This window comes from Vibrio sp. YIC-376, assembly GCF_052353105.1.
GTDB lineage: Bacteria > Pseudomonadota > Gammaproteobacteria > Enterobacterales > Vibrionaceae > Vibrio.
In genome coordinates this window covers 61,255-86,953 of sequence record NZ_JBBWFK010000006.1, presented here as the reverse complement: position 1 = coordinate 86,953, position 25,699 = coordinate 61,255, and the positions used below count along the sequence as shown (strand labels likewise).

Annotated in this window: 23 protein-coding genes and 1 other annotated feature; of the genes, 16 read left to right on the top strand and 7 right to left on the bottom strand. The window is 43.6% G+C overall.

Translation table 11 applies throughout. From position 1 onward, the window contains the following. Positions 1 to 503: 503 nt before the first annotated feature. The 3 genes from WJM94_RS12790 (at position 504) to WJM94_RS12780 (ending at position 4,702) form a co-directional block, all read left to right on the top strand. Positions 504 to 1,445 (top strand): TIGR01212 family radical SAM protein, encoded by a 942-nt coding sequence (locus WJM94_RS12790; RefSeq protein WP_444494601.1) that lies wholly within the window; start codon positions 504 to 506, stop codon positions 1,443 to 1,445. Positions 1,446 to 1,893: 448 nt separating this feature from the next. After that, on the top strand, positions 1,894 to 4,251 hold the full coding sequence (arcB, locus tag WJM94_RS12785; RefSeq protein ID WP_444494600.1) for an aerobic respiration two-component sensor histidine kinase ArcB: 2,358 nt from the start codon (positions 1,894 to 1,896) through the stop codon (positions 4,249 to 4,251). A gap of 1 nt (position 4,252) precedes the next feature. Further along, positions 4,253 to 4,702: a hypothetical protein gene (locus tag WJM94_RS12780; RefSeq protein WP_444494599.1), complete on the top strand. Its 450-nt coding sequence runs from the start codon at positions 4,253 to 4,255 to the stop codon at positions 4,700 to 4,702. Between the two features lie 64 nt (positions 4,703 to 4,766). Here WJM94_RS12780 and arcA read toward each other — a convergent pair whose 3' ends face one another. After that, positions 4,767 to 5,483 (bottom strand): two-component system response regulator ArcA, encoded by a 717-nt coding sequence (gene arcA / locus WJM94_RS12775; protein WP_444494598.1) that lies wholly within the window; start codon positions 5,481 to 5,483, stop codon positions 4,767 to 4,769. 357 nt (positions 5,484 to 5,840) lie between these two features. Between arcA and WJM94_RS12770 the strand changes: the two genes are divergently transcribed. Next, positions 5,841 to 6,248 carry a DUF3293 domain-containing protein gene (locus tag WJM94_RS12770; protein WP_444494597.1) on the top strand — a complete coding sequence of 136 codons (408 nt, stop codon included), beginning with the start codon at positions 5,841 to 5,843 and terminating at the stop codon, positions 6,246 to 6,248. Between the two features lie 53 nt (positions 6,249 to 6,301). After that, positions 6,302 to 6,784, top strand: a complete 483-nt coding sequence (locus tag WJM94_RS12765; protein ID WP_444494596.1) for a putative 4-hydroxy-4-methyl-2-oxoglutarate aldolase — start codon at positions 6,302 to 6,304, stop codon at positions 6,782 to 6,784. On the opposite strand, the gene WJM94_RS12760 is transcribed toward WJM94_RS12765, so the two are convergent. Continuing rightward, on the bottom strand, positions 6,781 to 7,251 hold the full coding sequence (locus WJM94_RS12760) for a ribonuclease regulator (protein WP_444494595.1): 471 nt from the start codon (positions 7,249 to 7,251) through the stop codon (positions 6,781 to 6,783). The two genes, WJM94_RS12765 and WJM94_RS12760, sit on opposite strands and share 4 nt — an antisense overlap. Before the next feature lie 435 nt (positions 7,252 to 7,686). Beyond that, positions 7,687 to 7,807, top strand: a sequence feature (Thr leader region). A 54-nt stretch (positions 7,808 to 7,861) separates the two neighbouring features. Here WJM94_RS12760 and thrA point away from each other — a divergent pair. Genes thrA through thrC form a run of 3 tightly spaced genes read left to right on the top strand, consistent with a single transcriptional unit; the run spans position 7,862 to position 12,575 of the window. Beyond that, positions 7,862 to 10,321, top strand: a complete 2,460-nt coding sequence (gene thrA, locus WJM94_RS12755; RefSeq protein ID WP_444494594.1) for a bifunctional aspartate kinase/homoserine dehydrogenase I — start codon at positions 7,862 to 7,864, stop codon at positions 10,319 to 10,321. 20 nt (positions 10,322 to 10,341) lie between these two features. Further along, positions 10,342 to 11,298, top strand: coding sequence for a homoserine kinase (gene thrB / locus WJM94_RS12750; protein WP_444494819.1), 957 nt, complete (start codon positions 10,342 to 10,344; stop codon positions 11,296 to 11,298). Next, complete coding sequence (gene thrC / locus WJM94_RS12745; RefSeq protein WP_444494593.1) at positions 11,295 to 12,575, top strand: threonine synthase; 1,281 nt, start codon at positions 11,295 to 11,297, stop codon at positions 12,573 to 12,575. The genes thrB and thrC overlap by 4 nt, the downstream gene beginning before the upstream one ends. A gap of 121 nt (positions 12,576 to 12,696) precedes the next feature. On the opposite strand, the gene grcA is transcribed toward thrC, so the two are convergent. Next, entirely contained in the window at positions 12,697 to 13,074 is a 378-nt protein-coding gene (grcA, locus tag WJM94_RS12740; RefSeq protein ID WP_444494592.1) for an autonomous glycyl radical cofactor GrcA, read from the bottom strand. Positions 13,075 to 13,402: 328 nt separating this feature from the next. Between grcA and nfo the strand changes: the two genes are divergently transcribed. From nfo to WJM94_RS12725, 3 genes are all read left to right on the top strand, one after another. Then, the gene (gene nfo, locus WJM94_RS12735) at positions 13,403 to 14,290 is read left to right on the top strand and encodes a deoxyribonuclease IV (protein WP_444494591.1); all 888 of its coding nucleotides are present in this window, start codon (positions 13,403 to 13,405) and stop codon (positions 14,288 to 14,290) included. A 279-nt stretch (positions 14,291 to 14,569) separates the two neighbouring features. Next, positions 14,570 to 15,250 carry a uracil-DNA glycosylase gene (ung, locus tag WJM94_RS12730; protein ID WP_444494590.1) on the top strand — a complete coding sequence of 227 codons (681 nt, stop codon included), beginning with the start codon at positions 14,570 to 14,572 and terminating at the stop codon, positions 15,248 to 15,250. A gap of 111 nt (positions 15,251 to 15,361) precedes the next feature. Beyond that, a complete protein-coding gene (locus WJM94_RS12725; RefSeq protein WP_444494589.1) occupies positions 15,362 to 15,913 on the top strand; it encodes a hemerythrin domain-containing protein in 552 nt (183 codons plus the stop codon). A 226-nt stretch (positions 15,914 to 16,139) separates the two neighbouring features. On the opposite strand, the gene WJM94_RS12720 is transcribed toward WJM94_RS12725, so the two are convergent. Then, positions 16,140 to 16,325 carry a DUF3545 family protein gene (locus tag WJM94_RS12720; RefSeq protein ID WP_444494588.1) on the bottom strand — a complete coding sequence of 62 codons (186 nt, stop codon included), beginning with the start codon at positions 16,323 to 16,325 and terminating at the stop codon, positions 16,140 to 16,142. A gap of 723 nt (positions 16,326 to 17,048) precedes the next feature. Here WJM94_RS12720 and WJM94_RS12715 point away from each other — a divergent pair. Together WJM94_RS12715 and yaaA are read left to right on the top strand one after the other, a co-directional pair. Continuing rightward, positions 17,049 to 18,482 (top strand): alanine/glycine:cation symporter family protein, encoded by a 1,434-nt coding sequence (locus WJM94_RS12715; protein ID WP_444494587.1) that lies wholly within the window; start codon positions 17,049 to 17,051, stop codon positions 18,480 to 18,482. A gap of 117 nt (positions 18,483 to 18,599) precedes the next feature. Next, positions 18,600 to 19,376 (top strand): peroxide stress protein YaaA, encoded by a 777-nt coding sequence (gene yaaA, locus WJM94_RS12710; protein ID WP_444494586.1) that lies wholly within the window; start codon positions 18,600 to 18,602, stop codon positions 19,374 to 19,376. A 71-nt stretch (positions 19,377 to 19,447) separates the two neighbouring features. Here the strand turns inward: yaaA and srmB are convergent, their stop codons facing one another. Continuing rightward, the gene (gene srmB / locus WJM94_RS12705) at positions 19,448 to 20,668 is read right to left on the bottom strand and encodes an ATP-dependent RNA helicase SrmB (RefSeq protein WP_444494585.1); all 1,221 of its coding nucleotides are present in this window, start codon (positions 20,666 to 20,668) and stop codon (positions 19,448 to 19,450) included. 107 nt (positions 20,669 to 20,775) lie between these two features. Continuing rightward, entirely contained in the window at positions 20,776 to 21,495 is a 720-nt protein-coding gene (locus WJM94_RS12700; protein ID WP_444494584.1) for a tRNA1(Val) (adenine(37)-N6)-methyltransferase, read from the bottom strand. Positions 21,496 to 21,815: 320 nt separating this feature from the next. Here WJM94_RS12700 and brnQ point away from each other — a divergent pair, with 320 nt between their 5' ends. Next, positions 21,816 to 23,126, top strand: a complete 1,311-nt coding sequence (gene brnQ / locus WJM94_RS12695) for a branched-chain amino acid transport system II carrier protein (RefSeq protein WP_444494583.1) — start codon at positions 21,816 to 21,818, stop codon at positions 23,124 to 23,126. 84 nt (positions 23,127 to 23,210) lie between these two features. On the opposite strand, the gene fldB is transcribed toward brnQ, so the two are convergent. Further along, entirely contained in the window at positions 23,211 to 23,729 is a 519-nt protein-coding gene (gene fldB / locus WJM94_RS12690) for a flavodoxin FldB (protein ID WP_444494582.1), read from the bottom strand. Between the two features lie 167 nt (positions 23,730 to 23,896). On the opposite strand from fldB, the gene xerD reads away from it, so the two are divergent. After that, positions 23,897 to 24,814, top strand: a complete 918-nt coding sequence (gene xerD / locus WJM94_RS12685) for a site-specific tyrosine recombinase XerD (protein ID WP_444494581.1) — start codon at positions 23,897 to 23,899, stop codon at positions 24,812 to 24,814. 59 nt (positions 24,815 to 24,873) lie between these two features. Beyond that, complete coding sequence (gene dsbC, locus WJM94_RS12680) at positions 24,874 to 25,662, top strand: bifunctional protein-disulfide isomerase/oxidoreductase DsbC (protein WP_444494580.1); 789 nt, start codon at positions 24,874 to 24,876, stop codon at positions 25,660 to 25,662. The last annotated feature ends 37 nt before the right edge of the window (positions 25,663 to 25,699 follow it).

Sequence of the window (25,699 nt, the reverse complement as noted above, 5' to 3'; positions counted from 1 at the left end):
TGCCCAGGCACATTTATTTAGCGTCTTGTCCTTTTATATTTATGATTCGCCACTAGTCTAGGTTGACCAGTCTTGATTCCTTTCCGTATCTCGCAGGAAAAGTATTGCGAGAAAAACATTCCTTGGTGATATCTCTTTGTTATTTGCCACTTCTTGGTGACTTATATAGGTAGGATTGAGATAACACCAACAAATCCCGTAGTCCGTGTTGTAATCCAAACTACAAAAACGACGGGGTTGCGTAAGTATCCTACAATTTTGTTACTTCAGAATGCAATGAAAAGTCGACTTTGTGACCCATTTTTTTTGTTTAAATATGCACAAAGTGTTTAACAATTGCGCAACATCGTCTGATTTTGTATTTATTTATGCAGGTTTATTGATTTGGATAGGGCTGGGTATTGGTTGGACTGATTAATATTATGTGTTTTTTCTTGCAGGGATGTAATTTATTTACATAAACCGTAGTGAGATTGATTGCGGTTTGCGACTGGTGGAAATTTATGCAGTTACATGAGTTGGTCAATACATTGGGCCAGGACCTTCAGCGTCGTTATGGCGAAAAAGTTCATAAATTAACGTTACACGGTGGTTTTAGCTGTCCAAATCGTGATGGCACGATAGGGCGTGGTGGGTGTACATTTTGTAATGTGGCATCGTTTGCGGACGAGGAAGTGCAGGTCAAAAGCATCCACGATCAATTAAGTGATCGTGCTGGTGAGATCCATCGCGCGAAAAAGTATCTCGCCTATTTTCAGGCATACACAAGTACTTATGCTGAAGTACAAGTTCTAAAGAGCATGTATGAGGAGGCATTAAAAGCGGCAGATATCGTTGGATTGTGCGTGGGAACTCGTCCTGATTGTGTACCAGATGCTGTGCTGGAGTTGTTGTCTGATTACGTAAATCAGGGTTATGAAATCTGGCTCGAGCTTGGTTTACAAACTGCCCAAAATGGCACACTCAAGCGAATCAACCGTGGTCACGACTTTGAATGTTACGCGGAGATCACCAAACGCGCGCGTGCACTCGGTATTAAAGTCTGCACTCATTTGATCGTAGGGTTACCAAAAGAAACTCGCGAAGATAATGTGGAAACGATGAATAAAGTGCTAGAAGTCGGTACTGATGGCATCAAATTACATGGTTTGCATATTGTGGAAGGCAGTAAGATGGCCAAAGCCTGGCGCGCAGGTAAATTGGAAGCACCTGAACTGGAAGAGTATGTCGCAATCGCCAGTGAATTGATCCGTATGACACCACCGGATATTGTTTTCCATCGAGTTTCCTCCGCCGCTCGTCGTCCGACGCTGCTTTCCCCGCTCTGGTGTGAAAACCGCTGGCTAGCGATGACAGAAATTGGCCGAGCATTAGATAGAGAGGGGGCTCAAGGTAGTTTAACAGGACGGTCGTTTATTTATACTAAACCGGACTTAAAACAATAATCTCTATCTGACCGATAACCGAGACTTAACGTTTATCGTAATTGGTTGAGTTAATCCAGATATCTCAAATCGTTGGAACCTATTCTCACTATTTTTACTGTTTTGGGGCGAGTTGAAACATCGCCCGAATGCTTTCTTCCTAAGTTGAACGAGATAGTCATTCGTCTTTCGCCAGTCTAATGCGAGCCGTTGTGCCTTCTAAAATTCTCTTTTCAAACCTCTTTTCGGTCGACCACTATTAATCATTTGAAGATTAACCTAAGTTGTGATCAACGCTTTGTGACCTTTTGCTCTAAGTTGAGAGCGAGAAGTTTAAATCAGCATATCAAACACGTTAAACTGCTGGTAATTGGTGTTTTTCGATTATTGCCCTGAAGTTTTGTTTGGACACCAATGTGAATTTCTAATGTTCAGGGATGATATCTAGCTTTGCGCCGTGGAGTTGCGAATGAAACCGATGAAAAATCTCGCCCAGTACTATGTAGACCTTCTGGTTAAACTGGGTATTGTACGTTTTTCAATTTTGCTGGCACTTGCGCTGGTGGCATTGGCTGTCGTGGTACAAGTCGGTATCACATTGGCATTAAAAGGCCGAGTTGACGATATTGATATTGTTCGCTCCGTGTTCTTTGGTCTGTTGATTACCCCTTGGGCGGTGTACTTTCTCTCCGTGGTTGTTGACCAGCTTGAGGAATCACGCCAGAGGTTAACCAAACTGGTTTCGAAACTGAAAGACATGCGTTCTCGAGATCAGGAGCTGAATTTCCAGCTACAACAGAATATTGAAAAGCTCAATCAAGAGATTGAAGAACGTATAAAAGCAGAAGAAGCGCGCGAAGAAGCGATGAAAGATCTGGAAAATGAGGTCTTCCAGCGAGAGCGTACACAATTGGAGCTTGCTGAACGGACTGCTTTATTACGATCCTTCATTGATGCTTCACCAGATTTGATTTACTACCGCAATGCTGATGGTGTGTTCTCGGGTTGTAACCGCGCTATGGAAGAGCTAACTGGCAAGAAAGAGCATCAACTGGTCGGTCTTAGCCCTTGGGATGTTTACAGTAAAGAAATCGCGCAGCCAATCGTTGATACGGACCAAAAAGTCTTTAGCGATAATCAGGCCATTACTTATGAACAATGGCTCGAATACCCTGATGGCCGTAAGCATTACTTCGAATTGCGCAAAGTACCTTTCTACAGTAAGGATGGGCGTCACCTTGGCTTAGTTGGCTTTGGTCGCGACATCACGGAACGAAAACGCCATGAAGAGTCGCTTGAAAAAGCCAGCCGGGATAAAACCACCTTTATTTCAACAATTAGCCATGAACTTCGTACGCCGCTTAACGGTATTGTTGGTTTGAGCCGTATGTTGCTCGATACTCAGCTTACTGAAGAGCAACGGAAGTACATGCAAACCATCAATGTGAGTGCGATTACGCTTGGTAATATCTTCAACGATATCATCGATATGGATAAGTTTGACCGCCGTAAACTTGAGCTCCTTCCTGAACCACTAAACTTTGAAGACTTTGTCGCTGAAATTGAAAGTATTTCTGCACTAATGGCACAGCAAAAAGGTTTGCGTTTTGACCTGGAACGTCTGAGTGATTTACCGAAAGCGATTGAAGTGGATGCTACCCGACTACGTCAGGTCATCTGGAACCTGGTCAGTAACGCTATGAAGTTCACCAAAGAAGGTGGAGTGGTGATGACGGTGAGTGCAGATGTTGAAGATAGCTTCGCTACGATTATTATCGAAGTTGAAGATACCGGTATCGGCATTCCTGAAGAGGAATTGAACAAAATTTTCGCCATGTATTACCAAGTGAAATCAGGTAAAGATAACCTGCATGCGGTTGGTACCGGTATCGGTCTGGCGGTTTCCAAGCAGCTTATCAATATGATGGACGGTGATATCACGGTTGCGAGTGAGGAAGGGTTTGGTAGTACGTTTACTGTTTCTATTCATGTTCCGGTTGTGACTCTTGATGAGCCAGTTATCGATGCGCAACGCGACAATGTTCACTTAAATATCTTCATGGTTGAAGATATCGAACTCAATGTCACGGTGGCCAAATCATTGCTGGAAAGCTTGGGGCATTCCGTCACTGTTGCCATGACTGGACAAGAAGCACTGGTTAACTTTGTACCAGAGCAATATGACTTAGCGTTACTCGATATCCAGTTGCCTGATATGACCGGTTTTGACGTTGCTAAGTATTATCGAGAGCATTATGACCACTTACCGCCTTTGGTGGCATTGACTGCAAACGTGATGAAAGACCGACGTGAATACCTGGAAAATGGTATGGATGACGCAATTAGTAAACCGTTAGCCGTACACGCCATTCAGTCGGTCATTGATAAGTTTTTTGTGCATAAAGTGGGTAATGCGGAACCTATTGAGGTTGCTGAAGTGAAAGAACATCCTGTGATAACACCATCTCCGGTTATTGAGACGCATCTGCTTGACCTCGACATGTTGGAATCCTACGTAGATATTGTTGGTGCTAATCCTGTGTATGACAGTATCAAAATGTTTGAAGACATGATGCCGGACTATATTGAAGTCCTGGACTCAAATATGACTGCCAAAGACAAGGACGGAATTGTCTCAGAAGCGCACAAAATAAAAGGTGCGGCGGGATCAATAGGACTTAAGCGTATTCAAAACGTGGCACAAAAAGCCCAATCTCCTGACATGCCAGCATGGTGGGAGAATATTTCAGACTGGGTCGAAGAAATTAAAAATGAATACCAGAATGATATTCAAGTACTAAGAAGTTGGTTAGAGCAAAGGAAATAACATGAAGAAACTTGCATCAGTAGTCATAGCTACTGCATTGCTGACAGGCTGTAGTGCTGTTCCTGAAGTGAATTGGAAACAAGACAGCCAAATAACAATTAATCAGGTTAACATTGAACTTAAGAGTAGCCTTTGGGTAAACCTAATGCCGACTATTGGTGGCACTCAACAACCTAGTCTTCATGGCTCGCTGTCGTTAGAAAGTGATCAGGAGTTGCCTGCCAATCTGACGGTAGAGGCTCTGATTATAAAACAAGGTGATAAAGAGTGGGTGGTAGGAGAGGAGTCACTTGAAACTCGTACCAACAGTGAAAACCAATGGGAAGTTGCCTTTAATTTGCAAAATGAACTTAATACCGAGAAGTGGGTTGATCTGGCGATACTTCTTGATGATGAAGGCGAGAAACGCTGGCTGGTAGAAAAGTATGTGAAGATTAACAAAGTGTATTAACTTTGTCTTTTCAACTAAAAAGGGCTTGCTCAATGAGCAAGCCCTTAGTGTTTAAGCGAATGAATTAGTCTTCAAGATCGCCACAGAAGCGATAACCTTCACCATGAATTGTCGCGATGATTTCAGGTGTACCAGATACTGATTCAAAGTGCTTACGAATGCGACGAATGGTTACGTCGACAGTACGATCGTGTGGCTTAAGCTCGCGACCAGTCATCTTCTTAAGAAGATCGGCACGTGTTTGAATCTTTCCTGGGTTCTCACAGAAGTGCAGTAGAGCACGGAACTCAGAACGAGGTAGTTTGTAGCTATCGCCAGAAGGGCTAACTAGAGAACGACTGTTGATATCTAGAACCCAACCGTTGAATTCGTATTTTTCTACCGAGCGTTTTTCTTCTTGAACTGTGCTGGTGCTCATTGAGCGGCTTAACAAGTTACGTGCACGAATAGTCAACTCACGAGGGTTGAAAGGTTTAGTGATGTAGTCATCTGCACCTATCTCAAGACCTAGTATCTTGTCTACTTCATTGTCACGGCCTGTCAGGAACATCAACGCGATGTCTGCTTGCTCGCGCAATTCACGTGCTAGTAGAAGACCATTCTTACCTGGAAGGTTAATATCCATAATGACCAAGTTGATAGAGTTATCAGACAAAACTTGGTGCATCTCTTCACCGTCACTGGCTTCAAAAACAGCGTATCCCTCTGCTTCAAAAATACTCTTAAGAGTGTTACGAGTTACTTGCTCATCTTCAACGATCAGAATCTGCGGGGTTTGCATTGGCGGTACCTAAATTTGTGACAAAATTGTGCTAATAGAATAAATTCTAGGCAAAAATATAACATACAGGTAATGTAATTTTGATAATAAATCAAGTTGATCAAAATTACACTTCTTTCAGTTATCCGCCCTCCGTGGAGTTTTACCAGCTCACCAAATCCAGTGGTGGCTTTTATTCTAAAGGGCCTTTTACCTTTCAGTCCCTTCGGGTAATGGGAGATGAAACGTAAACACCCTTGATATTGGCGGATTTTATATTGTTAACAGCATGCTAACAATGCTCAAATGTTAATTCCATGCACTTTGTTGATTTACATCAATTGATGAAATTTAACTGTTATTAATCATTTAAGAGTTATGATAGAAAAAAGTAATTCGAACATAGACACATCGTTATGGAATTCTTATTCAAATGCCTTCTTCCATTTCGAATCCCAATGGAGTGTTTTGAGCTACGTTGTAATAACTGCTTGGAACCCTTACAGTAATTTGCGGTCAAAAAAAGACAATTGCATAACTAATCAAGAGCTAGTAAAACGATTACAACACACTAACTATGTGCCTGTCACTGTGGGTGATCGTGGCTTTGAATGGTATGAAGAAAGCTTTGCGGTGGATATCACAATAGAGGAAGCGATATCACTGGCAAATGAGTATCAACAGAATGCTATTTATTACGTAACTGATGGAGAGCTCTATCTCATCGCCTGCTCGGATCCGGAGAATAAACATAAAATTGGTAAGATCAGCGACAGGCTTGTTTAACAGGATACTAATCGTTGGAGCAAAGCTCGGGCGACAAAATTCACGGAGGGAATATGATCGATATAACACCAGATATTTGTGATCGATTTGAAGATAAAGTAACGCAGTTGATTTTGCCATTACAGAACTATGGGCAACGAACTGCTTTTTTTGGTGAAATTGTTACAATTCGATGTTATCACGATAACTCTAAGGTACGAGAAGTTCTTGGGCAGAATGGGAAAGGCAAAGTGTTGATTGTGGATGGCCATGGATCCTGTCAAAAAGCTTTGCTCGGTGACCAGCTCGCCATACTCGGTATAGAAAATGGTTGGGAAGGTATTATTGTCTATGGTGCGATACGCGATGTAGCACAAATGTCACAAATGGACATTGGTGTGCAAGCACTTGGCACATGTCCGTTTAAAACCGAGAAGCGTGGAAAGGGTGATGTCAACGTGAGCTTAACCATGCACAATCAGATAGTTCAGCCGAAACACTATGTGTATGCAGATTGGAACGGAGTGTTAATCTCAAAAGAAAAGCTCGACTTCTAGAAGCGGAAACCTAAACCTACCTCAAAGCCTTGTTGCCAGTCTTGATAATCCAAAGTAGCGTGAATATCTAACTTATCAGTGATCTTCACACGGCTAGACACTTCGGCAGCAAGGCCATTATCTTCCTCGCGAACACCTTCTGTCACCTCACCTTTAAAAGAACGCAAGGTACTTTTTACTGTCACACGATCATTAAAGTGGTAACTGACGCCGCTTAGAAAGCCGCTTTGGTTCTGAACCGGAGAATTGTTTACACGCGCACCAACGTAAAGATCGACGGAGTCAAATAACTCGTAGGAGTACCCGCCATCAATATTCCATACGTCGAAACTGTCTGATTGGTAACTTTCACTAGAGATAAACAATTTGTGAGGGGAAGTGATGGCTTTCCCTGGAAGAGGGGGGAGCTCAGTGGCAAAAGAAATACCGGGCACGACAAAAAGCAACAGAAAAAACCATTTTTTCATGCTCACCACTCCTTGTGTTCCGCGATTTTTATTGGTATGTGCTTAACGCTTCCCACAATTAAAGCATAGAATATGAAAGCTAGCTCACTTATTTTTTGAAATTATCTATTCCGATGAATAGTGATCACATTTGGGTTGTTGCCTGAATGTCACATCAGTATTCGGTTGTTTGATCTGATCCTTTTAAAAAGTGATCCTCCAAATGCGAGTGTTAGTTCTCTTTGCTGTCAGGGTTAAAAGATAAAGGGAAGTGTATACAAAATTTATTTAATAATTATTTGTAAATAACCATTTGATATCAAGATCTTGCTGCAGGATTTATCTCTACAAGGCTGGTAAATGAACAATTTTTTTGTTGACTATGATTCAGAAACTCGGTAAACGTAGAGCTAAGCAAACACACATATCATTGAATATTGATTTATGACACTTAACAGCCAAGTAGCAATGACCACAACCATTATTATTACCGACATTACATTTGTTGGGGCAGGCTGCTAAGCGAAAGAAATTCACAAGAAAGGCCTGTATCCAACAAGATACAGGCCTTTTTTTATGCTTTCTTAATACAAATTTTAAACAAGTTTAAGAAGATACACTGGAGGAAGGGATGCGAGTATTGAAGTTTGGCGGTTCATCATTGTCTGATGCAGATCGCTTTTTACGAGCAGCAGATATCATTGCGAATAATGCTCAACAGGAAGAAGTAGCGGTTGTGCTTTCTGCGCCAGGTAAAACAACCAATAAACTGGTTGCTGTAATTGAAGGTGCATTACGTAATGGGGAAGCAGACTTACAAATTAATGAGTTAGAAGAATCGTTTAAAACGCTATTCTCAGATATTCAGGCAGTGGTACCGAACCTTGATGGCACTGCTTACGACAATCAAGTTAAAACCTCTCTTTCTCAACTACGTCAATTCGTTCACGGTATCAGCTTGCTAGGGATGTGCCCAAACAACGTGAATGCACGAATCATCAGTAAAGGTGAACGTGTGTCTATCCAGTTGATGAAAGCGGTACTTGAAGCAAAGGGTCAGCCAGCCAGCTTAATCGATCCGGTTGAATACTTGTACGCTCAAGGCGATCATCTTGAAGCGATGGTTGATGTCGACATTTCTACTCAAAACTTCCGCCAAAAACCACTTCCAGAAGGTCATGTCAACATTATGCCTGGTTTTACTGCAGGCAATGAAAAAGGTGAACTGGTTACACTAGGCCGTAATGGTTCGGACTACTCAGCAGCAGTTCTGGCAGCGTGCCTTCGTGCCGATTGTTGTGAAATCTGGACGGATGTTGATGGTGTCTATAATTGTGACCCTCGCTTAGTCGAAGACGCGAGATTACTTAAATCTCTTAGCTATCAGGAAGCGATGGAACTGTCTTACTTCGGTGCGTCTGTTCTGCATCCGAAAACTATCGCTCCAATTGCTCAATTCCACATTCCATGCCTGATTAAAAACAGTTTCAACCCTCAAGGTGCAGGTACTCTGATTGGTCAGGACACTGGCGAAGACAAGCTGGCAATCAAAGGCATCACAACGCTGAATGACCTAACAATGGTTAACGTTTCCGGCCCTGGAATGAAAGGTATGGTGGGTATGGCGAGCCGAGTATTCGGTGCTATGTCTTCAGCAGGTGTGTCTATCGTACTTATTACTCAGTCTTCTTCAGAATACAGTATCAGTTTCTGTATTGAAGCAGAGGACAAAGCGAAAGCGGAAAAGGCACTTGCAGAATCATTTGAGTTGGAATTGAAAGATGGCCTGCTTGAGCCAGTTGAGTTTATTGATGATGTTGCAATCGTAACGCTTGTTGGTGATGGTATGCGTACCTCACGAGGTGTCGCGTCTCGTTTCTTCTCATCTCTTGCAGAAGTGAATGTCAACATTGTAGCGATTGCCCAAGGATCTTCAGAACGTGCTATTTCTGCGGTTATTCCTGAAGACAAGATCTCTGAAGCGATCAAAGCGTGTCATATGAACTTGTTCAACTCTAAACACTTCCTTGATGTCTTCGTTGTTGGTATCGGTGGTGTTGGCGGTGAATTGGTGGATCAAATTGAACGTCAACAAGCGAAGTTAGCCGAAAAAGGCATCATTATCCGCGTTTGTGGTCTGGCGAATAGTAAAGGCTTGCTCCTAGATAGCGAAGGGTTACCACTTGATCATTGGCGTGACCGCATGTCATCTGCAACAGAAGACTTCAGTCTGGCGCGATTAATTGCGCTTGTTCAACGCAACCACATCATCAACCCAGTGTTGGTGGATTGTACTTCAAGTGAAGAGATTGCAAATCAATATGCCGATTTCCTGGCGGCAGGTTTCCATGTGGTTACACCAAACAAAAAAGCAAACACAGCAAGCATGGCGTACTACCATCAACTTCGCGATGTGGCTCGCAGCTCTCGTCGTAAATTGATGTACGAAACAACAGTAGGTGCTGGTTTGCCAGTTATCGAAAACCTGCAAAACCTCATTTCTGCTGGTGATGAGTTAGAACGATTCAGCGGTATTCTGTCAGGTTCACTGTCATACATCTTTGGCAAATTAGATGAAGGCATGAGCTTGAGTGAAGCGACTAAGATTGCGAGAGACAATGGTTTTACTGAGCCGGATCCTCGTGATGACCTATCTGGTATGGATGTGGCTCGTAAGCTACTGATTCTGGCTCGTGAAGCGGGAATGTCACTGGAGCTGGAAGACGTGGTTGTCGATCAAGCTCTGCCACCAGGTTTTGATGATTCAGGTAGTGTCGACGAGTTTATGGCTCGTCTGCCAGAAGCCGATGCCTACTTTAAAGAGATTGTCGCAAAAGCGGCAGAAGAAGGTAAAGTTTTACGTTATGTTGGTGAAATCAACGATGGTAAATGCAAAGTGAGCATTGCTAGCGTGGATGAAAATGATCCAATGTTCAAAATTAAAGATGGTGAAAACGCACTGGCGTTTTACAGCCGTTACTACCAGCCAATCCCATTGGTATTGCGTGGTTACGGAGCGGGTACTGAAGTTACCGCAGCAGGCGTATTTTCAGATGTGATGCGTACTTTAGGTTGGAAACTAGGGGTATAACAGTAATGAGTTCAAGTGATATGGATGTAGTGGTTTATGCCCCAGCATCAATTGGGAATGTAAGCGTAGGTTTTGATGTTTTGGGAGCGGCTGTATCTCCTATCGACGGCACCTTATTGGGTGACCGAGTACAAGTGAAAGCTGGTTCTGAACCCTTCAGCTTGAAAACATCAGGTAACTTCGTCTCGAAGTTACCTACCGAACCAAAAGAGAACATCGTTTACGACTGTTGGGTTGTATTTGCTCGCGAGCTGGACAGAAAAGGCGTTGAGCTTAAACCACTAGAAATGACGCTTGAGAAGAACATGCCTATTGGTTCAGGTCTTGGTTCCAGTGCTTGTTCTATTGTTGCCGCATTAGACGCTTTAAACCGTTTCCATGGCCAACCGCTGAATGAGACAGAGCTGTTGGCGTTGATGGGTGAAATGGAAGGCAAGATCTCTGGTGGTATTCACTATGACAACGTTGCACCTTGCTACCTAGGTGGTGTGCAATTGATGCTTGAAGAGCTTGGCATTATTAGCCAAGAAGTACCATGTTTTGATGACTGGTACTGGGTAATGGCTTATCCGGGAATTAAAGTATCCACGGCGGAAGCGCGAGAGATCCTACCATCTCAGTACCGTCGACAAGATATCATAGCTCACGGTCGCCACCTTGCAGGCTTTATTCATGCGTGTCATTCTGGTCAGCCAGTGCTGGCTGCAAAAATGATCAAAGACGTGATCGCAGAACCATATCGTGAGAAACTGCTGCCAGGCTTTGCTAATGCACGTCAATACGCCGCGTCTGCTGGAGCTCTGGCAACCGGTATTTCTGGCAGTGGGCCGACACTGTTCAGTATTTGCAAAGAGAAAGATGTCGCTGAGCGAGTTGCTCGCTGGTTAGAACAAAATTACGTACAAAACGAAGAAGGATTCGTCCACGTTTGTCGACTGGATAAGCAGGGTTCGAAAGTAACAGGAAGTGAGCTATGAAGCTTTACAATATAAAAGAAAATGATGAACAAGTTTCCTTTGGCCAAGCCGTTCGCCAAGGATTAGGTCGTAATCAAGGCCTGTTTTTTCCATTGGAATTACCAAAATTTGATGATATTGACGCTCTATTAGAAGAAGATTTTGTCTCTCGCAGCACAAAAATTCTTTCTGCCCTGATTGGTGATGAGCTAACTGAAGAGCAAGTTCATGCAATGGTTGATGCTGCGTTTCAGTTTCCTGCACCGATCAAACAGGTAAAAGATGATGTTTATGCACTGGAGCTTTTCCACGGCCCAACATTGGCTTTTAAAGACTTTGGTGGTCGTTTTATGGCTCAATCGCTGGCGGCTGTTTCGGACGGTGGGAAGATCACGATTCTTACTGCGACATCTGGCGATACAGGTGCAGCGGTTGCTCACGCTTTCTACGGCATGGAAAACATCAACGTCGTGATTCTTTACCCTAAAGGTAAGATCAGCCCGCTACAAGAAAAGCTATTCTGTACACTGGGTAAGAACATCCATACGGTCGCAATCAATGGTGACTTCGATGCATGTCAGGCGTTAGTGAAGCAAGCCTTTGATGATGCTGAACTGCGTCAGGAAATTGGCCTTAACTCAGCTAACTCGATTAACATCAGTCGCTTGATGGCGCAAATCTGTTACTACTTTGAAGCAGCCGCGCAAATGAGTAAAGCAGAGCGTGAAAACCTAGTTGTATCAGTACCAAGTGGTAACTTCGGTAACTTAACTGCTGGTTTGTTAGCAAAAGCACTGGGTTTGCCAATCAAACGTTTTATCGCGGCAACCAATGCTAACGATACTGTGCCGCGTTATCTAGAAACGGGCAAGTGGGATCCAAAACCGACGGTTGCAACGACATCTAATGCGATGGACGTGAGCCAACCTAACAACTGGCCGCGTATTGAAGAGCTGTGCCGTGTGAAAGAGTGGGGCTTGGAAACATTAGGTAGAGGTGCGGTTTCTGATCAGCAAAGTGCTGATGCAGTTAAAGAGCTGAATTCATTTGGCTACCTTTGTGAGCCTCACGGCGCAATCGCCTACAGCGTACTGGATGAGCAGCTTCAGGCTGGTGAAACTGGCCTGTTCTTATGTACGGCTCATCCGGCTAAGTTCAAAGAAGTCGTGGATGACATCCTGCAATCTGATATCGACTTGCCAGCGCCATTAGCGAAACATGCAGCAATGGAGTTACTGTCTGAAGATTTAGATGCTGATTTCGATGCTCTAAAAGTGGTTTTACGTCGAGTACAGTAAAATAACTGCAAGCTAAATAAGGAAGGTGGAGCTTGGTCTCCGCCTTTTTTGTTTATGCCGGCCGATAAAAAAACGACGCTCACTGAGCGCCGTTTTCAAATTTTACCGGAGCGTGTCTCTATTATAGAGTCTCAGTAAATGTACGAGCGATTACGTCACGTTGTTGTTCTGGAGTTAGCGAGTTGAAACGAACTGCGTAACCTGAAACGCGAATAGTTAGCTGTGGGTATTTTTCTGGGTGAGCAACAGCATCTTCTAGCGTTTCACGCTTAAGAACGTTTACGTTCAGATGTTGACCGCCTTCGATGCGAGGTGCAGTTTCGATTGCCACTTCACGGCTTTCGTATTCACCTAGGTCGTTGATAGAGATAACTTGGTCTGCTTCGTAGCCAGCTGCAGCAGCAACACAACGCGCTTCATTCTTTTCACCATCTAGTAGCCAGATAGAGTTTAGTAGTTCGTCATTTGCCGCTTTAGTAATTTGGATACCTTGGATCATTACTGTCTCCTAGTCCACATACGTGGTGTTTATTGGTGTTAGTTTTCAAACTTGGTGTCGAGCTGAGTATTATATAGCTAATATCCACTATTTTAATATTGATTTAAGTCAAAAAACAACCAAAAGCATCATTTTTTATAAGGTTGTTTTGTTGAGTTAAATCAATAAAGTGTTTAAAAACATGGTAATTATAATATTTTTGATATTATCAAAAATATTTGATGTTTAATTTTGTTGTTTTTTTACTACATTTTAGTGGTTTGAATTCAACTAGATTTATATAACTAATTGTATTTAGGTACACATACTGAAAGTTTAAAGTGATTAAATGACAAACATGAAAAACAAGCTTGGGAACAAGCTGATTGGCGCTCATGTCTCTGCTGCTGGTGGTGTGGATCAAGCTCCATTACGTGCTCGAGAGATTGGTGCAAACGCGTTTGCGTTGTTTACCAAAAACCAGCGCCAGTGGGTTGCCAAGCCTTTGGATGGTAAGACCATCAGTGCATTTAAAGCCAACTGTAGAATGCTTGGATTTGGCTCAGAGAGTATCCTTCCGCATGACTCATATCTAATTAACCTGGGTGCTCCGGAAGAAGAGAAGCTCAATAAGTCTCGTGCAGCATTCATCGATGAAATGGAGCGCTGTAGCCAGCTTGGCCTGACACTCTTGAACTTTCATCCCGGGAGCCACTTAAATAAAGTCTCAGAGCAAGAGTGCTTAGCGACGATTGCTGAATCCATCAATCTGGCACACAAAGCCGTACCAGATGTTATTGCAGTAATTGAAAACACCGCAGGCCAGGGGACTAATTTGGGCTGGAAGTTTGAGCATCTTGCAGAAATCATTGAGCAAGTCGACGACAAAGAGCGTGTCGGTGTGTGTATTGATACCTGTCATACTTTTACCGCCGGCTACGACTTAAGAACCAAGGAAGATTGCGAACACACCTTTGCCGAATTCGATCGTATTGTTGGTATGCACTATTTAAGAGCAATGCATCTAAATGATTCAAAAGTCGAGTTTGCGAGCCGTGTGGATCGTCACCATTCTCTGGGTAAAGGCGAAATTGGCTGGGACTGTTTTGAGTATATTGCGAGAGATTCTCGATTTGATGGTATCCCACTGATTTTAGAGACAATTGATCCGGATCTTTGGCGTCAGGAGATTGATGTTCTTCGTGGTCATCACTTGGAAGAATTAAAGAAAAATTAATCAATTTGTAATAGTTGGCACTATTCTTTCTTAAGGAGCTTTAGGGGCCTATGAAAGAAGGATTGCACTATGTCTCGAACTATCTCTTTTATTCCATTCTCGAACAGCGGACGTACATCGCGTCTGCCAGTACCTAACCGTCACATTACTGGACAGGGGCACCATCGAACACCACAGAAACACTAATCTTATATTTGCGTTCTTAAATTGATGGCAAGTTTTTGTCTGTGCAGGTTTATCTCGTTAGAATAGAGATAAACTTTACGACAGGAACTTTCCATGAATCAGTCACCGACTTGGCATGATGTGATCGGCGAAGAGAAAAAACAAAGCTACTTCGTCGATACTTTAAACTTTGTTGAATCAGAACGTTTGGCGGGGAAAACGATTTATCCTCCAGCCAAAGATGTGTTCAACGCATTTCGTTTTACCGAGTTTAACGATGTAAAAGTGGTGATTTTAGGTCAGGATCCTTACCACGGTCCTAATCAGGCGCATGGGTTGTGTTTTTCTGTGTTACCCGGAGTGAAAACACCGCCATCTTTGGTGAACATCTATAAAGAACTTGCTCAGGATATTGAAGGATTTCAAATCCCACAGCACGGTTTTCTGCAAAACTGGGCTGAACAGGGCGTATTGCTGCTCAATACGGTATTGACCGTAGAGCAAGGCAAAGCGCACTCGCATGCAAAAACTGGTTGGGAAACTTTCACTGATAAAGTGATAGAAGCAATAAATTTGCATCAACACGGTGTCGTATTTTTGCTGTGGGGTTCGCATGCACAGAAGAAGGGCAGATTCATCGATCGCTCAAAGCATCATGTACTTGCAGCTCCTCACCCTTCGCCACTCTCTGCTCACCGAGGTTTTTTAGGTTGCAGGCACTTCTCTCAAGCAAACCAAATACTTGCAACGCAAGGTAAACAGCCTATAAATTGGCAGTTACCTCTTGAAGTATAAAAGAAAAGGCAGCGATTAAGCTCTGCTTATCGCTGTTTTTTTGAGCAGGCTCAAGCTGGCAATGCATTTCTCATGTACACTTATTAAAAGAAGGTGTTAAGGAGAGACGCTATGATGATCGAAAGAATTCGACGCGAACACGGCTACATGGTTCGTCTGTTGGCTATATTGCGCCACAAACTCAACGCAATAAAACAAGAACGCTCAATTAACTATGCGCTAGTGGGCGAGATTGTTGATTACCTCTCTACTCACTCAGAAAAAGTACATCACCCGAAAGAAGACATCCTCTACCACCATTTTCTTGAGCATTATGGTAAGCAACAGACCATTGAGAATCTTGAGCAGGAACATAAAGATTTGGCAGAAAAAACCAAAGAGTTCACAACAGTGATTGAGATGATTCTGCAGGACGCTGTTGTACCTCAAGATGTGTTTGTCAGCCATCTCGAAGAGTTCATTAATTCCCAGAAGCGACATCTTGAGCTCGAAGAGCGGAAGATTCTTCCCTTAATTGAAGAACTGTTTACGACAGAAGATTGGCAACAAGTAGAGAGTCTTTGGAGTGAAAATGACGACGACCCTGTCTTTGGCGATACTATTGCGGATCGCTATAAACAGTTGGCAGAGCGTGTTCGTCAAAGTGACATGGAGTATATATAGCTTCATGTTGACCCGGGGGAATGGTGTTTTCTCTCGGGTTTAAATGCTATTTTTCTTACCTAATAAGAATTGAGGGTAAATTAAATGTACTCTGGATAAGGGGAAAAAGAGGCAGCTATTCTCATTATGTGATAATTGGGGATGAATAGGCTTGAAGTGCTCTTGGCACCCTAATTTGCTCGTTCAAAAATAACAAAAGGCACCGTTAAGGTGCCTTTTGTTTAAATTAGAGTTTGATGTCTTCTAAGTTATAGTCGTTACAAACATCAAGTTCGCGCAGCTCTCTTAGCAAGTTGCGTCTGTCGTTCATCGCTTCTATTTCTCGCCATTTACGTTTTACTGGCTTGGTGCGAGATTTGGTTGTTGAGGTACTATCCAGATCAAAAATGTCATCTAGTTGAAAGCCGTCCATAAGCCACCTTACCTTTGTTTATCTAAACTGTTGTAACCAGTCCTTGTGGAGTTTTTTAATTACCACAATAGATGTGAGAATAGCCATGACATATTTCGAAATTGTGTCTGTCACATGACATTTTCGTGCAAAAACCTTCCCAAAATCACATTTTGGTTTGTAATCGTTGCATAAAAAACAGGCAAACGAGCTTAAGAAAACAATTAAATGAAGAGATTTTCTATGTTAATTCGAACCACTCAATTAGAGCACGAAGCAAAGCTTAGAGTTGCATAAAACTGCTTTGACGAATTAGTGTTCAATTGCGGCTTGAGAATAGCTGAGAATTTCGGTAACACCTTATGAACACTAGCCTAGGCTCTGAATAATGAAGTGCCACTTTATTAGTTAGAAGATAATTATCTCTGTTTCTTTTTGGTAATCAAATTGTTGCCGTTTGTAATAATTTAATCTGTCATTTATGTTATTTTTTGGTGACTTTATAGTGAAAAATAACAAAAATAAACAACTTGTTTCATATTGATTTTTGTTGGTTCAGATTGCATTATCCGCCCGTCAAAAAATACGCTGGTACGTAAAATGGATGCATGAAGCGACATTTACGATTCTAGATTGCCCTGAAAACAAACACTACTTAATAAGCTAAGCATACTTTGACACTTAGCAGGCAATCTGGTGGATGGCTAGGATGCATAGACCGGCGCAACTCACTTTGAGGTACGCATGACAGACTTAATCAATTTGATGAACGATCTCCTTTGGGGCTCGATTCTGGTTTATCTTCTCGTTGGTGTAGGTATTTACTTCACTGTTCGATTGGGATTCATCCAATTTCGCCATTTCGGCCACATGTTTTCGGTTCTAAAAAACAGCCGTAAATCAGACAAAGCTGGTATTTCTTCTTTTCAAGCGCTTTGTACCAGCCTTGCTGCACGTGTCGGTACAGGTAACATGGCCGGTGTTGCCGTTGCTCTGACTGCGGGTGGTCCAGGTGCAATCTTCTGGATGTGGCTGATAGCAATGCTGGGGATGGCAACGTCGTTTGCTGAAAGTACTCTGGCGCAGTTATACAAAACCAAAGATGATGATGGTAACTACCGTGGTGGCCCTGCTTACTACATGGAAAAAGGCTTGGGCATGCGCTGGATGGGCGTGTTGTTCTCAGTTTTCCTCATCATCGCTTTTGGTTTGGTATTTAACGCCGTACAAGCTAACTCTATTGCCAACGCGATGGGCAATGCATTTGGCTGGAACTCTCTATACGTAGGTTTCGGTGTTCTGTTATTGTCTGCGGCCGTTATTTTTGGTGGTATTAAGCGTATCGCTAAAGTAGCGGAGATGATTGTTCCACTTATGGCTCTGCTTTATCTGGCACTTGCGTTATTGGTTGTGTTTGCCAATATCGAGAAACTGCCAGCAGTGCTCGCTCTTATCTTCAAGAGTGCATTTGGCCTGCAAGAAGCGGCTGCTGGTGGTCTGGGCTACGCAATCGCACAGGCAATGATTAACGGCGTAAAACGCGGCCTGTTCTCGAACGAAGCTGGTATGGGTTCTGCGCCAAACGCAGCAGCAACCGCAACGCCTTATCCACCACACCCAGCATCTCAGGGTTACGTTCAGATGCTAGGTGTCTTTATGGATACGATCGTTATCTGTTCTTCAACGGTAGCGATTATCCTCATGTCAGGTGAATATGTAGGTCAGGCAACAGAAGTGACGGGTATCGAGTTGACTCAGCGCGCATTGAGCTCGCAAGTTGGTGACTGGGGTGGCATTTTTGTTGCTGTCGCAATCTTCTTCTTCGCGTTTACCTCGATCATTGCAAACTACTCATATGCTGAGACTAACTTAGTCTTCCTGGAGCATAACCATAAAGCGGGTATCGGTATTTTCCGTATTATCTTCCTAGGTATGGTGATGTTCGGTGCCGAGGCTTCTCTACCAGTGGTATGGTCTCTGGCCGACGTTTCGATGGGTTTAATGGCGATAGTTAACTTGGTGGCGATTATTCTGCTGTCCGGCATTGTTATCAAACTGGCGAAAGACTACAACCGTCAGTTGGATGAAGGCAAAGTGCCAACATTCGATGCAAATGATTTCCCAGAGCTTAAGTCTCAGCTTGAAGAAGGCATTTGGCACAACGATAAAAAAGACTAAATGAAGACCGATTCATAGTCGAAAGCTATTAGCACGATTCAAAAAGCCATGCAGACAATGCATGGCTTTTTTTGTACCCTTAACGCTATATAAAATTAAAAGGATAGAGTTAAAGTCATGCTTATCGTAGTTTCTCCTGCTAAGACACTTGATTACGAGTCTCCGCTAGCGACAGAAAAAGTTACTCAACCTGAGTTAATTGAGTATTCAAAAGAGTTGATCGACGTTTGCCGTAAACTGACGCCTGCGGACGTTGCGTCATTGATGAAGGTCAGTGACAAGATTGCAGATTTGAACGTAGGTCGATTCCAGGAATGGAGCGAGACCTTCACGACGGAAAACTCGCGTCAGGCAATCCTCGCATTTAAAGGCGATGTTTACACTGGGCTTGAGGCTGAAACACTATCAGAAGACGACTTTGATTACGCCCAGCAGCATCTGCGTATGCTTTCCGGTCTTTACGGTTTATTGAAGCCGTTAGACCTAATGCAGCCATACCGTCTGGAAATGGGCACCAAGTTGGCTAGCGATAAAGGGGCGAACTTATACCAGTTCTGGGGCAATGTTATCACTGACAAGCTTAATGAAGCGATTGCTGCACAAGGCGACAACGTACTTATCAACCTTGCATCCAATGAGTACTTTAAAGCGGTTAAGCCGAAGAACTTAGATGCACAAGTGATCACGCCAGTTTTTAAAGATTGTAAAAATGGTCAATACAAGGTGATCAGTTTCTATGCGAAAAAGGCGCGTGGCATGATGGCGCGTTACATTATCGAAAATCGCATTGAGAGTGTGGCTGAACTGACGAAGTTTGATACTGCGGGTTACTACTTTGTTGAAGAGGAGTCGACACCAACAGAACTGGTCTTTAAGCGTGAAGAGCAAAACTGATTAGATGATTAATCTCATTGTACAGACACAAAAAAGGGTTGGCATTGCCAACCCTCTTGTTATTTTGAATCTTACTTTTTCTTAGCGGTTTTCTTTTTCGCTGTTTTCTTCTTGTCGTCTTTTTTCTTTTTCTTAAACACAGGTTTTTTGTGCTTTGGACGCATCTCTTTGATGAAACGCTCTTTGATCTCTTCTTTCACGTAACGTGCTACGCGGTCCATCATTGGCTGATCGTGCGCTTCTACCAGTGAGATAGCATTACCTTTTTTACCAGCGCGAGCGGTACGACCGATACGGTGCAGGTATACGTCTGCTGTGCGTGGCAAGTCGTAGTTGATTACGTGTGACACATCTGGAAGGTCGATACCACGCGCAGCAACGTCTGTTGCAAGTAACACGTTAACGGTACCTTCACGGAAGCGTGCAATCGCATTGTTACGACGATCTTGTGGCATTTCGCCTTGGATCCATGCGCAAGGTATTTGTGCACTCTCAAGTTGGGCGCGCAGCTCAGCCAGACGCTCACGAGTCTTTAAGAATACGATAGTACGTTCCGCTTGCTGAGTGATGATGTGTTTAAGCAGTTCTAGTTTGTGCTCTGCATTATCAGCTCGGTGGTACCATTGAGCAATCTTCTTGCGCTCACGCAGTGGCGATTTCGCGTCGATCTCTGCTGGTTCGTTCAGTAGGTCTGCAGTGAAACCTGCTACGCCTTTACCTTCAAGAGTCGCTGAGAACAGAAGGGTTTGTTTACGCCAGCGACACTCTGTTGATAGACGGTCTACCGTAGGACCAAAGCCCATGTCTAGCATGCGGTCAGCTTCATCAAGGATTAACCATTCGATAGCGCGACAATCAAAACGTTCTGCGTCAATGTACTCACGCAAGCGGCCTGGTGTAGCAACAACGATATCCTGAGTGGTTGCCAGGATATCTGCGTGTTCCTGGTACTGAACGCCGCCAGTGATGGTAAAGATGTTCAGTTTGGTATTTTTTGCCAGTGCGCGGGCTTGATCCGCCACCTGCATCGCCAGTTCACGAGTCGGTGTTAAGATAAGAATACGTGCAGGTCCAGGTTTACGACGTGGAAAATCCTGTAAGTATTGCAGAGCAGGCAATACGAATGCTGCTGTTTTACCTGTGCCTGTAGGTGCAGACGCTAAAATGTCACGACCATCCAACGCTTGTGGGATTGCTTCTGCCTGGACTTTTGTTGGGCGCTCAAAGCCCATCTCTTCAATGGCATCAAGTAAATTTGGGTCTAGATCAAGTTCAGCAAAGGTTCTGATCACAATGAGTTCTCCACAAGCAAGGCTTGGTTAATAGTTCGCCGCAACAGCATAGATTACGAAAAGGTCGCATATTATAGAGTGATCGGTGATAAGGATCACATGTTATTTCACATCTTAAGATAAAACTCGTGAGTTAGTTGAACAAAATTGTCGCTGTACCCACCTGAGGCGTGAATGATCAAATTTGATTCTTGGGTCTCACAAGGCTGCTTAGCCAGTTCTAATAACAGACGATGTACGGGTTTTTTCTCTGATGGTTGCACGCGGCAAAGCCGTGATAGATACCAACCTTGCTGTAATGCTAATTCAATAAACTGCTCACCTTCGGTGACAGGCAGCACGAAGCTGGCTCTTCCATCTTTTTCTAACAGCTCGTAGCAATGCTGAAGTAAAGCATCGTGACGCAGCGAATCTGTGTGTCGTGCTGTCGCTCGCTGGCTCTGTTTGGATTGCTCTCCACTGTTGAAATAGGGAGGGTTACATATAATCCGTTGGAATAACTGAGGTGGGATGAAGGTCAATACATCAGTGTGAAGCACAGATAATCTCTCTTGCCATGGAGAGTGAGCAAAGTTTTTCCGGGCAGCGTCGATCGCTGTGGCTTCAATGTCCACTGCCGTCACCTGAGCTTGGCTAAAACGCTGAGCACACATTAAGGCCAGCAGTCCTGTGCCAGTCCCAATATCGAGAATTAACGCATTTTGAGAGCTCTCAATCCAGGCTCCCAGCATCACGCCATCTGTACTGACAGGCATTCCGCTTTCACCACCTTCGATGAAAAACTGCTTAAACTTGAAGCTCTTAGTTTTAAATTTTTCGCTCTTCATGATTGTATTATATAAGATCAAATTTTTAGTGAAATTGTCTATTGTTTTCTAATTGTTTAGTTTCTTGTTTTGTTTGTTAGCAAGTTGTACCTTGCTTGGAGCGAGATGATTTACTGGTTTTCATTTATTGATAAGTCAGATTAACTGGTTTTTTGTTTTAAATATAAATTAATATAGTGTTTTTTTCTTTAAGGTTGCCAAATGATGATTATTTCGTCATTATGCGCCGCGATTTTATAGATTGAACCACGAATACTCCGTATTCCAAAAGTGGTCGATGCATACACAATATTCACACATTTTATAGACAAGGGTTATCTGTGAAGCAGACATTAAAACTAACAGATATTATCGCAGTCGGCTTTATGCTGTTTGCGTTCTTTTTGGGTGCCGGCAACATCATATTTCCACCTCTAGCTGGTCAATTGGCTGGTGAGAACTTGATGCCAGCCATGCTAGGTTTCTTATTAACAGCGGTAGGTTTACCTCTTATTACTATTGTTGCTATTGCTGTTGCTGGTGGATCTTGGGATCACTTAACACAAGATCTTCCGAAGAAAGCGGCGGTTGTGATGGCTGCTTTGATCTTCATTATTATTGGTCCGGCATTTGCGGCCCCTCGAACTGGCCTTGTGGCTTATGAAATGGCCGTTAAGCCATTTTTTATGGAAGCATCTCAGGCATATTTAACGGCATTTTCAGTGATCTTTTTTGCTATTGCGATGCTATTTTCGTGGTTCCAGGGTCGTCTGATTGACCTGATTGGTAAAGTACTGACACCAGTATTGTTCATTGGTCTGTTCATCCTTGCGCTGGCGGTATTTGTTGATCCGCAAGGTGATATGATCGGTGCATCTGGTGATTACTTAACGCAGCCACTGACAAAAGGTTTCCTTGAAGGTTACAACACAATGGATACCTTCGCGTCACTGATGTTCGGCATGTTGATGGTAGATGCACTTCGTGGCAAAGGCATCACAGAGCGTTCTGCTACAACTAAGTACCTGATTTTTGCTGGTTGTATTGCAGCAGCGGGTCTGGCATTTGTTTACATCTCGCTATTCTACTTAGGTGCTACAAGTGCAACAGTAGCTGCAGGTGCAGACAATGGTGGCCTGATTCTGAGTCAGTACGTACAAGCGTTGTTTGGTCCTTATGGTCAAATCGTTCTTTCAGTCATTGTATTATTAGCGTGTTTGACTACGGCTATCGGTCTGATTTCGGCATGTTCTGATTTCTTTAGCTCTAAAATGCCACTGTCATACAAACACTGGGTGTTAATCAACGGCGCAGTTTGTGCGTTGGTTGCAAACGTTGGTCTTGCTCAGTTGATCGCGTTGTCAGTTCCTGTGCTGTTTGCACTTTACCCTGTAGCGATAGCATTGGTTGCGTTGACCTTTGTTCGCAGCAAACTGCCAAATCCTCGCGCCGCTTATCGCTCAGTATTGCTTGTGTCTTTGCTGTTTGCATTGGTTGATGCTGCAAAAGTAGCTGGTTTCGATGTATCAGCGTTCAGCATTTTGCCTCTGTTTGAAGTGGGCATGGGTTGGGTTCTGCCAACATTCGCTGCGATCGTTGCCATGTTCTTCATTTCGAAGCCTCAAGTTGCGCTAGTTGAAGAAACGGCTTAAACGCGCCTAACAACGAATAACAAAATGCCCGATGAAGTGATTCATCGGGCTTTGTTTATTCTGCTTGGAAATATTAACGCACGTTTATAGCGTATCGTGGAATTCTACCAGGACTTGTTCACACCACTTTTCAATACGCTCGTCACTTAAGTCGTATTGGGAATCTTCATCTAGTGCAAGGCCGACAAACTGACTGCCATCTTCCGTTAGAGCTTTAGAGGCTTCAAAATCATAGCCTTCATTTGGCCAGTAACCGATAAACTGTGCGCCAGTTGCTTTTAGCTCATCATGGAGTAGACCCATGGCATCCAGATACCATTCCCCGTAGCCTTCCTGATCGCCAAGACCAAATAACGCGACGACTTTACCTTTTAATGGGGTGGCGGCGATGTCTTGCCAAATCGCACTCCAGTCTTCCTGAATTTCACCGAAATCCCATGTGGAGATGCCAACAAGCAGTAAATCGTAGTCTGCCATCAGTGATAGCGGTGTCTCTTTCACATTGTGAATGTCGACAAGATCTTCTCCAATGATGGAACGAATTTTCTCTGCTGCCATTTCGGTGTAGCAGGTCGTAGAGCCGTAAAAGAGTCCGATTTTCATTATATTCATCGTTATTTGTGTTGCTGTTGAGAAGGATTTTAACCTTAAACCGCCTGCGAATGCAGCGAATATCGTGAGATTCCCCATTGAAGACAATTTTTTATGGCATTCAAACTGGGGCTGTCTTACCCTCAGAGGCTAAAGATAATCAAAAAAAGGAAGCGTGAATGACGGCACAACAGCCTGTCAATCAACAAGATTTTGCGCTTGTTGAGCAATTCTTAGATGCAATGTGGATGGAGCGTGGGCTATCTGAGAACACACTCGCTTCATACCGAAATGATTTGATAAAGCTGTTAACATGGATGGAGCAGCAGCGCTACCGTCTGGATTTCATCAGCTTTTCTGGTCTTCAAGAGTACCAAACCTATTTGGTTGATTTGGATTACAAACAAACGTCGCGTGCTCGTATGCTGTCGGCGATTCGCCGTTTGTTTCAGTATTTGCATCGTGAGAAAGTGCGAGCCGACGATCCTAGTGCATTGTTGGTTAGTCCTAAGCTGCCACAGCGACTACCAAAAGATATCAGTGAAGAACAAGTGGATTCACTTTTGGAAGCGCCAGATCCCAATGATCCGGTAGAGCTGCGTGACAAAGCCATGCTGGAGTTATTGTACGCAACGGGGCTGCGTGTCACCGAGCTGGTTAGTTTGACAATGGAAAATATAAGCCTTCGTCAGGGTGTAGTTCGCGTTACGGGTAAAGGTGGCAAAGAGCGTTTAGTTCCGATGGGCGAAAACGCGGTAGACTGGATCGAAGCGTTTATCCAGAAAGGAAGACCAACATTATTGGGTGAAACCTCTTCGGATGTAGTCTTTCCGAGCAAGCGCGCACGGCAAATGACGCGTCAGACTTTTTGGCATCGTATTAAGTACTATGCTGTGATAGCGGGGATTGATACGGACAAATTGTCGCCACATGTTCTGCGCCACGCATTTGCAACACATTTACTGAACTATGGTGCAGATCTCAGGGTCGTACAGATGCTGCTAGGGCATAGTGACTTATCGACCACGCAAATTTATACTCACGTGGCGACTGAGCGATTGAAGCAGATCCACAGTCAACACCATCCAAGAGCATAATCAAGGTTGTTTCATCCTGATCTCGATGGCGAAAAGATATTATTTTTAAGGTGATTTTAATGAGCGTATTACGCCGACTAACTCTGCTGACTTTACCATTCTTTGTAACCGCTTGTGGCGCAGAAGAAAGTCAGGTTAAAACGGAAACTCCTGTTCAACAAGTTGCGTCTACAGGGCAGCAACACTTTGACGAAGCTGCATTAAAGGCTAAATTTTCAAAACTAGGCTTATCTATTATTGATATCCAACCATCGGACGTTGCAGGTTTGCTGGAAATCCAAACTAATGGTGGTGTGCTATTTGCCTCAAATGATGGTAATCACTTTATCGCAGGTACTTTGTACGCGATTGATAGCAACGGTGATTATAAAGATGTGATCGCAGAGCGTCAGGCACCACTGAATGCGGCTAAGATTGCTGAATTCTCTGACAGCGTTATCGAGTACAAAGCGGACAACGAAAAATATGTCGTTACTGTATTTACCGATATTACGTGTGGTTACTGTGTGCGTTTGCATAGCCAAATGCAAGGTTACAATGACTTAGGCATTACTGTGCGTTACATGGCTTATCCTCGCCAAGGCGCGACAGGTCCTGTTGCTGACCAGATGGCAGCGATTTGGTGTGCTGAAGATCCGAAGACAGCGATCCACAACGCGAAAGTAAATCGTACTTTTGAGAATCCAGTGAATGATCTGGAGCAGTGTAAAGAAACGGTTCAGGCGCATTACAATGTAGGCCGCCAACTTGGTATCTCTGGTACGCCAGCAATCTTCCTGCCTAGTGGTGAAATGGTGGGTGGCTACCTACCTCCAGCCGATCTACTAAGCCGTTTAAAGCAACAATAATCCTTTAGGAGCAGAGCCGACAATGCAGTCGGCTCTT